The following is a 6,889-nucleotide window of genomic DNA, read 5'->3' as shown; positions in this document are numbered from 1 at the left end:
GCGTATGATGCCGAACAGATCGCACGGCTTGAAGCGCTGCGAACTGATGTCAGCGCTGGGGTCTCTCAACTCAAGCACGGCGAAGGTCAAGAGGGCGATACCGTATTCGAACGCGTGCGCCGTAAGAGCCGAGTGCGCCGCACCGGGTGACGACGTATCGGGTCTCCCCAGCCGCCGAGCTGGCTGTCGACGAGATTGCGGACTATATCGCACGAGACCGGCCGAGGTTGGGTTCGGCGTGATGAGTTTCCCCATTGGCGAGTACTTGCTGTTTTACTATTTCGACGGCACCACTGTCGGCGTTGCACGGGTCCTTCACTCGCGCCGGGACGTGGTGGCCGCCTTTCACGAGTGACTGGTTCTTCCCTGTGCTATTCCGTGCGTGGCGCGAACGCTCAACTACATACCCGACCGGCGCAAGCGGACGGATCCTGATACCGGTTTCCACCACCACCACGCGCGCCGCGCCGTTGCCGATCGTCCCGCGTAGACGGCGCCGCTCCACCGTGCGAGTGCGCACCGCGAAGTCGCGCGTGATGCTGCCACTCCCGGTCTCGATATCCACCTCGGCGCCGAAGTCGTTGGGCAACGTGAGGGTCACGCCGCCGGAGCCGGCGTCGACGCTTACCGACGACGGCGACGAGATCATGTCCAGCGACACGCCACCGCTTCCGCGTCCACCGATACGTCGGTGGCTGAGACGCTACCCAGTCGCACGCTGCCCGATCCGACATCCACCGAGAGCCGCTCACACGAAAGGTCGGAGGCCGACAGACCACCGGAGCCGGTATCGACGGTGCACTCGTCACTCGACACGCGATCGAGCGAAACGCTCCCCGATCCGTTGTCGACCGACAGACGGCGCCCGCGCGTACCGCGCAGGGCAACGGTGCCGGAGCCCGCATCGACGACCAGCGTGCCACGCGTAACCGTTGCGGAAACGCGCGCCGAGGCCACGTCGAGCCGCAGATCGCCGTCCACGTCCGTGGCGCTCATGTTACCCACCAGCAAATAGCTATCGAGCGCCGTGCCATCGGCAATCAGTACCCGAATATCGGCCCATGCCTCGAGACCGCTGCCCGAGGTTTTCACCCGCACGCGCTGTCCGCCGCTGTCGCGCCAACCCTCGCCACCCCAGGTGCCGTCGTCGCGCATGCGTGTTTCGGTGCTCCCACCCCAGCGCCGCTCGGGACCACCACGATAGACCACGTCGTCGTCGGGATAAATCACGCGCAATGTGGGTAGCCCACGAATGGTGCCGGTTTCAATGCGCAATCGGTCGGCGTCCCGTCCCCGTTTGGTGATTTCGAACTGCACCTCACGACGGTCACCGCGGGCGATACGCACCTCTCCGGCCACGTTGTATAAGGCGACGTGCGACCCGGTGAGCGTGCGGCGCTCCGTTTGCGCGGCCAGCGCCGATGGCAGCAGCAGCGACAGCGCGACCAAAGCCGAGCGACCTGTGCCGACGACCCTTGTCCGCCCAACGGTTGCGCGAGGTGCTGATCGAGAGGACCTTGCAGGGGCGATGGGCATGGGGCTCACGGAATGAGTGAAGAAGAGACCTCAACGCTTGGATGCCGCCGCCCGTCAAAATGGTTTGAAGGTCCCGCCGCGTTTTCCTTTCCACTCGCCCCACCATGCGTACGATGCGCACGATTTCATCCCTGTCCGTTTCGGCGGTCGTTGTGGCCTTGGCGTCAGGCGTGGCACCCTCGCCGCTGCTCGCCCAGAAGCAGGTGCTGCCCACCGCGGTCGCCCCGATCGATTCCGCCGATCCGGTCGCACTCATGGTCGCGCGTCTCGACCTCGAGCAGTACAAGACCACGCTCAAGGAACTTACGCAGTTCGGCGACCGTCGTCAGGGCACGAAGCGCAACCGGGACGCGGTGGACTGGATCGAGGAGCAGCTCAAGAGCTACGGCTGCACGAACACCGAGCGCATTGTGTATCGCTACGAGCCGCCCACGTTGGCCGAACGTCCTGCCACACCGCCGCCTGCGGCCACGCCACCGGCCGCCGGTCAGCCACCGCTGCGACGGGTGGGACCGCCTGCCACGCAAGCATCGGGTGGTGGTCGGAACCGCGGCCTTCGTACCCGCACCGGCGTGAACAGCGATTCCCTGCTGCAGCCCGATCCTATTTTGCGCGCATTGAACGCGGAGCCCAGCGCACCGGGCGAGCGTCAAGAGGTCTATTGCACCAAGATCGGCACCACGCATCCCGAAGAGATGTACATCGTGGGCGCGCACATGGACGGCATTGGATGGGGCGAAGCGGTGAACGATGACGGCTCGGGCACGGCGCTGGTGATGGAACTCGCCCGCGTCTTCAGCAACCCCGACGTACAGACCGAGCGCTCCATTCGCTTCGTGCTCTGGAACAACGAGGAGACGGGACTGAATGGCGCGCGTGCGTACATCGAACAGCGCCAGCAACTGCAGGGCATCGAAGAGCCGAAGGGATCGGGGAAGTATCCGGAACCCAAGTGGCTTGGCATGATCCAGCATGACATGATGATGTGGGACCACGGCATGCCGAAGGCCGATGGCACGATCGCCAAGGAGCAGCGCGCGGAAGCCGACGTGAACATCGAGTTCCAGATCAGCTCGAAGATGTGGAAGGCATCGTCGGAGCTGGCGTGGGCGTTGCACCAGGCTAACTCGAAGTACGCCACCGACTATCCGGCGCAGGTTGGTCCGCACATGACCAACACCGACTCCGGTCCGTTCCAGGACATCATTCCCGCGATCAGTCTGCGCGAGAACGAGCGCGGCACGCAGACCGGGAACGGATGGAATCCGCATTGGCATCAGCCCACCGACGTGTGGGCCACGTTCAGCGACAAGGATTTCCGTCTTGGCCTGAATGCCGCGCAGACCACGCTCGGTGGAGTTGGTCGCCTGGTTGGCGCGACGCTGAAATCCGTGATCAAGATGTAATTACGATGTTGCTACACCAGCGGAGGAATGCGCCCTCCCCACGGGCGGGCGCGTTCCAGTTGACCGGCCACGCGAAAGAGCGTGGCCTCATCGCCGAAGCGTGATACCAATTGCGTACCGATCGGCAATCCTGCTGCGTTCCAATACAACGGCACCGACATCGCGGGCTGTCCGGTCACGTTGAACAGCGGCGTGTACGGAATGAAGCCGTACACTTTCTTCGCGGTCTGGTCGAGTAGACCTGCCGCCTTGAGCACACCACCACGCCCCAACCCGGCGACTACGCGCAACATCGCGCGCTCGGCCGCCGACGGCTGCAGGGCGCCGATCGTGAACGGTGGCGCGCCGAGGGTGGGGGTGACAAGCACGTCGTAGGTGGTGAAGAAGCGGCCCACCGTGCGACCCGCCACTTGAAGCAAGCGCACGGACGTCGCGTAGTCGGAGGCGCTGGCGGCTTTTCCCACGAGTCCGAGGGCCCACGTGGTCAGCTCGACGTCGTCGGAACGTGGCGCGCGTTTGAGCTGCTCACCGATCCACTCGATGTCCGCGCGCGCTTCCGCGGCCACGACGGTGAGAAAAGCCTGCGCCAGCCGTTGCCCATCAACCACCGGTTCGGCGCGTACGACGTCGTGCCCCAGCGATTCGAGCAGGGCGGCGGCGTCTTCCAGTGCGGCCACGCAATCGGGGTGCACCCTGCTGCCGAAAAACGGTGTGGTGGTCACGGCAATGCGCAGGCGACCTGGTTCGCGCGTGACCTCCTCCAGATACGGTCGCTCCTGACGCGGACAGGCCACGGGAGTGCCCGCATCTTCGCCGGCGGTGGCATCGAGCATCGCGGCGGAATCGCGCACGCTCCGCGTGATGACGTGCTCCTGCACGAAGCCGCGCCACGCGTCGCCGATGTCGGGTCCGGTGGGCATGCGACCGCGCGTAGGTTTGATCGCGAACACGCCGTTGCACGACGCCGGAATGCGCAGCGAACCGCCGCCGTCGCCGCCATGCGCGATGGGCACGATGCGCGCGGCGACGGCGGCGCCTGAACCACCGCTCGAGCCGCCGGGGGTCTTGGTGGGGTCCCACGGATTACGCGCCGGCCCCAACGCCTCGCTTTCGGTATACGGGGTGAGGCCAAGTTCCGGCGTGTTGGCCTTGCCGATGAACACCGCACCGGCGCGGCGATACCGCGCCACGAGTTCACTGTCTTGGTCGGGTACGATCGTCTGCAGCACTAGCGTCCCATTGCTGGTGGGCACGCCGGCGATGGTCGTCATCAGGTCCTTGATCAGCATCGGCACGCCAGCGAAGGGCGCGTCGAGATCGACCTTGGCAGCCATAGTGCGTGCTATGGCCTCGAGAGGACGGACCACGGCATTGAGCCGTGGGTTGCGGGCGACCATGCGGGCGAGGGCCGCTTCGGTCACCTCGCCCGGGCTCACTTCACGACGGCGAACCAGGTCGGCCAGGCCGAGTCCATCGAGCCCATCGTACTCGGGGAGGGGAAGAGACATGCCGCAATTGTCGCGAACGCTGGCGAAGAGCGCCAGAGTCGGGCCAAATCCACGGTCAAGGTAGAAACCGAGCCCGCTCCTCGGGCGTAGGCAGCAGGCAGGCAGGGGCGGCAATGTCGAATCGCCGCCGGGCGATCTGGTCGTAAACCGCGTCACGCAGCACACGAGGGACGAGGCGCCCGAGCGCTGCGGCGACGGCCCAGAGTCCGCCCAGATGGGCCGTGGCGGCCAACGCGGCCGCGCTCCGCACGCGCACGGCGGGTATGGCGGGGTGGTACCACACCACCGAATCGACGCCCGCCAGCTCCGGGAACTGTTCGCGGATGCGCGTGCCGAACTGTCCCTGCAGCGGCGCGAAGGCGAGACGGGGCCGAGCCGACGCCGGCTCATGCCGCAGCACGAACTGCACGCTACCGGCACAGAATCCGCATTCCCCATCGTACAGAAGCACCGCTCGGGAATCCGAACGAAAATCTGAACGGGGCGTGTCCGTCGCATTGGCCATGTCTGCAAGCTAATGTGCGGCATGTCGCTCGTATCGTTGCAGGACGTCAGTGTCGCCTTCGGGGGGCCCCCGGTGCTCAATCACGCCGATTTCGCCATCGAGCGGGGGGAGCGCGTCTGTCTGCTGGGCCGAAACGGCGCCGGCAAGAGCACCTTCATGAAGGTCCTCGATGGCACCCAGACGCCCGACAGCGGGGCCGTGGTCAAGCTGGGGGGCGTCACAATGGCGCGCCTGGATCAGGAAATGCCGTTGGCGCTCACGGGCTCGATGTTCGAGGTGGTGGCGGAAGGGCTTGGTGATCGCGGCCGCCTGCTCACCGCGTATCACGCGGCGTCGCTACGCGTAAGCGTGGATCACTCGGAGGCCGCGCTCCGCGAACTGGACCGACTGCATCGCGCCCTCGATTCGGCCGATGCGTGGCAGCTGCACATCCGTGTGGAGACGGTGCTCGAGCATCTCGCGCTCGACCCCGAGGCGCGCATCGAACAGGCGTCGGGTGGTCGCACGCGACAAGCCTTGCTGGCGCGCGCGCTGGTGTGCGAGCCCGACCTAATTTTGCTCGACGAGCCCACGAACCATCTCGACATCGAAGCGATCGAGTGGATGGAAGAGTACCTCACGTCGCGCGGCCTGACGCTGATCTTCGTGACCCACGATCGCGCGTTCCTGCGCCAGGTCGCCACACGCATTGTGGAACTCGATCGTGGTCGAATGGTGGACTTCGGCACCGACTACGACACGTATCTGGAGCGGAAGGACGCCATGCTGGCGTCGGAAGCGAAGTCGTGGGAAGAGTTCGACAAGCGACTGGCGAAAGAAGAGGTGTGGATTCGCACTGGGATTCAGGCGCGACGCACACGTAACGAAGGACGCGTGCGCGGTCTCGAGGCGCTGCGCGTGGAGCGGTCGCAACGTCGCGAGCGCGTAGGCACGACGCGCGCGCAGACGCAGGACGCCGAGCGCTCGGGACGCATGGTGATCGAAGCGAACGCCATCAGCTTCACCCATGGCACCAGGCCGATTGTGTCGGAGCTGACCACGACGATCATGCGCGGCGATCGCGTCGGCCTGGTGGGGCCGAACGGCTGCGGCAAGACCACGCTTATCAAGCTGCTGCTCGGCGAGCTCACGCCGCAGAGCGGCACGATCCGTCACGGCACGAATCTCGACATCGCGTACTTCGATCAGCGCCGCGAGCAGCTCGACCCCGAGCGCAGCGTGTTCGACAGCATCGCCGACGGCGCCGACTTCGTGACTGTTGGCGGGCAAGAGCGGCATGTAAGCGGCTATCTCCAGGATTTCCTGTTCAGCACAGATCGCGCGCGCACGCCGGTGCGAGCGCTCAGCGGCGGTGAGCGCAATCGATTGCTGCTGGCACGGCTGTTCACGCGCTCGTTCAACGTGCTGGTGCTCGACGAACCCACCAACGACCTCGACATCGAAACGCTCGATGTGCTCGAAGCGCTGCTCACCGCGTTCACCGGCACGTTACTGCTGGTGTCGCATGACCGCGCCTTTCTCGATGCCGTGGTGTCGAGCACGTTGGTATTCGAGGGAAAGGGCGTGGTGCGCGAGTACGTGGGCGGGTATACCGACTGGCTCCGGCAGCGCCCGGCAGCGATGGTCGTGACCGCGGCCCCGCCCAAGCGCATCGACACGGCCGTCGCCGCGAAGTCGAAGAAGCGCAAATTGTCATACAAGGAAGGGCAGGAGTTGGCCGCGCTCCCGGCACGCATCAGCGCGAGTGAGCAGGAGCTGGAGCAGGGCTATGGCTCGCTCGCCGACCCCGCCGTGGTTCGCGACTCGGTGGCGCTCACCGTGGTGAGAGCCCGTGTAGCTGAACTCGAATCGACGATCCCGGCGATGATGGCTCGCTGGGAAGAGTTGGAAACGATCGCGGCCGAGTAGACCGCCTCCCCGAACCTTCGGAGCTC

At 65.8% G+C, this 6,889-nt stretch carries 6 protein-coding genes and 1 pseudogene; 3 read left to right on the top strand and 4 right to left on the bottom strand.

Going from position 1 to position 6,889, the window contains the following annotated elements; all coding sequences use genetic code 11:
* Nucleotides 1-4: 4 nt before the first annotated feature.
* Nucleotides 5-271: pseudogene (locus ACESNG_RS19905) on the top strand (hypothetical protein); the annotation flags it as partial.
* Here ACESNG_RS19905 and ACESNG_RS19900 read toward each other — a convergent pair.
* Together ACESNG_RS19900 and ACESNG_RS19895 are read right to left on the bottom strand one after the other, a co-directional pair.
* The gene (locus ACESNG_RS19900; RefSeq protein WP_373070534.1) at nucleotides 203-649 is read right to left on the bottom strand and encodes a DUF4097 family beta strand repeat-containing protein; all 447 of its coding nucleotides are present in this window, start codon (nucleotides 647-649) and stop codon (nucleotides 203-205) included. The pseudogene ACESNG_RS19905 and the gene ACESNG_RS19900 overlap by 69 nt on opposite strands.
* Complete coding sequence (locus ACESNG_RS19895) at nucleotides 646-1,449, bottom strand: DUF4097 family beta strand repeat-containing protein (protein ID WP_373060523.1); 804 nt, start codon at nucleotides 1,447-1,449, stop codon at nucleotides 646-648. Before ACESNG_RS19895 ends, ACESNG_RS19900 begins: the two co-directional genes overlap by 4 nt.
* A gap of 191 nt (nucleotides 1,450-1,640) precedes the next feature.
* On the opposite strand from ACESNG_RS19895, the gene ACESNG_RS19890 reads away from it, so the two are divergent.
* Complete coding sequence (locus ACESNG_RS19890; protein WP_373060521.1) at nucleotides 1,641-2,942, top strand: M28 family metallopeptidase; 1,302 nt, start codon at nucleotides 1,641-1,643, stop codon at nucleotides 2,940-2,942.
* 11 nt (nucleotides 2,943-2,953) lie between these two features.
* Here the strand turns inward: ACESNG_RS19890 and ACESNG_RS19885 are convergent, their stop codons facing one another.
* Both ACESNG_RS19885 and ACESNG_RS19880 read right to left on the bottom strand, forming a co-directional pair.
* Nucleotides 2,954-4,450 (bottom strand): amidase, encoded by a 1,497-nt coding sequence (locus tag ACESNG_RS19885; protein ID WP_373070532.1) that lies wholly within the window; start codon nucleotides 4,448-4,450, stop codon nucleotides 2,954-2,956.
* A 55-nt stretch (nucleotides 4,451-4,505) separates the two neighbouring features.
* The gene (locus ACESNG_RS19880) at nucleotides 4,506-4,955 is read right to left on the bottom strand and encodes a thiol-disulfide oxidoreductase DCC family protein (protein WP_373070530.1); all 450 of its coding nucleotides are present in this window, start codon (nucleotides 4,953-4,955) and stop codon (nucleotides 4,506-4,508) included.
* Between the two features lie 21 nt (nucleotides 4,956-4,976).
* Here ACESNG_RS19880 and ACESNG_RS19875 point away from each other — a divergent pair, with 21 nt between their 5' ends.
* Entirely contained in the window at nucleotides 4,977-6,863 is a 1,887-nt protein-coding gene (locus ACESNG_RS19875; RefSeq protein ID WP_373060515.1) for an ATP-binding cassette domain-containing protein, read from the top strand.
* The last annotated feature ends 26 nt before the right edge of the window (nucleotides 6,864-6,889 follow it).

This window comes from Gemmatimonas sp., from assembly GCF_041689975.1.
Classification (GTDB): Bacteria; Gemmatimonadota; Gemmatimonadetes; order Gemmatimonadales; family Gemmatimonadaceae; genus Gemmatimonas.
Note: the sequence above shows the minus strand (reverse complement) of the source record. Positions and strands in the feature narration are given on the sequence as shown.

Coding starts and splice junctions, on each gene's coding strand:
- ACESNG_RS19900 (WP_373070534.1), bottom strand. CDS start 649: ATGATCTCGTCGCCGTCGTCGGTAAGCGTCGACGCCGGCTCCGGCGGC.
- ACESNG_RS19890 (WP_373060521.1), top strand. CDS start 1,641: ATGCGTACGATGCGCACGATTTCATCCCTGTCCGTTTCGGCGGTCGTT.
- ACESNG_RS19885 (WP_373070532.1), bottom strand. CDS start 4,450: ATGTCTCTTCCCCTCCCCGAGTACGATGGGCTCGATGGACTCGGCCTG.
- ACESNG_RS19880 (WP_373070530.1), bottom strand. CDS start 4,955: ATGGCCAATGCGACGGACACGCCCCGTTCAGATTTTCGTTCGGATTCC.
- ACESNG_RS19875 (WP_373060515.1), top strand. CDS start 4,977: ATGTCGCTCGTATCGTTGCAGGACGTCAGTGTCGCCTTCGGGGGGCCC.